This window comes from Agromyces binzhouensis (assembly GCF_004135055.1).
Taxonomy (GTDB): domain Bacteria; phylum Actinomycetota; class Actinomycetes; order Actinomycetales; family Microbacteriaceae; genus Agromyces; species Agromyces binzhouensis.
The window spans coordinates 1-1521 of the sequence record NZ_SDPL01000571.1; the positions used below are offsets into that span (position 1 = coordinate 1).

Here is a 1521-nt window from a genome sequence, read left to right on the forward strand (position 1 = left end):
GAGGCCGCGCGCGCGGCCGGCGAGGCGTGCGCGATCGCGTACGCGGTCTACGGGCACCCGGACGCGCGGGCCCGGGCGGCCTGACCGGACGCCTCAGCGCCGGATCGCTCGGAAGCAGTCGGTCACGTACGGCACCGAGAGCTCGTCGGCGCCCGCGACATCCGGATGCGTGACGAGGAGCGTCTCGACGGCGGCGAGCACGGTGCGCTGCTCGCCGGGCGGCGCGGTCAGCCAGCCGCGGCGCGAGCGGACCAGGTCGAGGAACGTCGCCCGCGACATCCGCCGGACCCACTCGACGCGGTGCGCCTCGACCGGACCGAACGGACCACCGATCCGGACGGACGGGTCGGACGACGACGGGTCGGGCTGCTCGTGCATGATCTCCCCCGCAGCGACCAGCCAGTCGGGGCTCGTGTCCCGGCGGTTCCAGGCGAAGCCGAGCACGCCGCCGCGGCGGAGCACCCGCGCGATCTCGGGCACGGCGCGCTCGCGCTGGAACCAGTGCCACGCCCGGCCCGCGACGACCGCGTCGACCGAGTCGTCCTCGACGGGGAGGTCCTCGGCCGTGCCGAGGATGCGCGGAACTCCGGGCACGCGGACCTCGAGCTCCTCGAGCATCTCCTCCACCGGGTCGACCGCGACGACCTCGCGATCGAGCGCGACGAGCGCCTCGGTCAGGCCGCCGGTGCCCGCGCCGAGGTCGAGCACGCTGGCGGCGTCGCCGACCAGCCACTCGACCGCCTCGAGCGGGTACCCGGGCGCGGCGGCCCCGTAGACGGATGCCACGGCGCCGGCCGGGCGCGCACCCCGACGCGGGTCGGGTTCGGACGGATCCACGAGGAGTCCGCCGCGCACCGCGGTCGTGCCGTCGCCCTCGCCAGCCATCGCCCACCCCCGGATGCCGCCCACCGCACATTCCACGCCACCCGGGCGCGCGCGTCAATGGCGGGGCGCGCCGATCGGGTCGCGGGCCGCGTCGGCGGCGCGTGCGAGGATGCCCGCGTGCCAGTGAGCTTCACCGCGATCGACTTCGAGACCGCCAACTCCTCCGCCGCCTCGGCCTGCTCGATCGGGCTGGTGAAGGTCGTCGACGGCCGCGTCGTCGCGCGCGAGCACCGGTACATCCGGCCCCCGTTCCCGCACGGCGACTTCTCGCCCTGGAACGTGCGCATCCACGGGATCACGCCCGACATGGTCGAGCGCGCCGACGACTGGCGGACCCACCTGCCGTTCCTCCGCGAGTTCGCCGGCGACGACTGGCTCGTCGCGCACAACGCGGGCTTCGACATGGGCGTCATCCGCGCGACCTCCGAGGCGCTCGGCCTCGACGTGCCCGACTTCAGGTACGTGTGCAGCCTCCAGGTCGCCCGGAGGACGTACCACCTCGACTCGTACCGGCTGACGTCGGCGGCCGCGGCCGCCGGGTTCGACGACTTCGCGCACCACGACGCGCTCGCCGACGCCGAGGCGTGCGCGGCGATCGTCGTGCACGCCGCGGAGCGGCACGACGCCGGCGACCTC

The 1521-nt window shown here is 75.5% G+C and carries 2 protein-coding genes; one reads left to right on the forward strand and one right to left on the reverse strand.

Translation table 11 applies throughout. The annotated features are described in order from the left end of the window. Positions 1 to 93: 93 nt before the first annotated feature. Complete coding sequence (locus tag ESO86_RS16790; RefSeq protein ID WP_129235939.1) at positions 94 to 909, reverse strand: class I SAM-dependent methyltransferase; 816 nt, start codon at positions 907 to 909, stop codon at positions 94 to 96. A gap of 93 nt (positions 910 to 1002) precedes the next feature. Here ESO86_RS16790 and ESO86_RS16795 point away from each other — a divergent pair. After that, on the forward strand, positions 1003 to 1521 hold a 519-nt coding region (locus ESO86_RS16795; protein ID WP_129235940.1), incomplete at its 3' end, for an exonuclease domain-containing protein.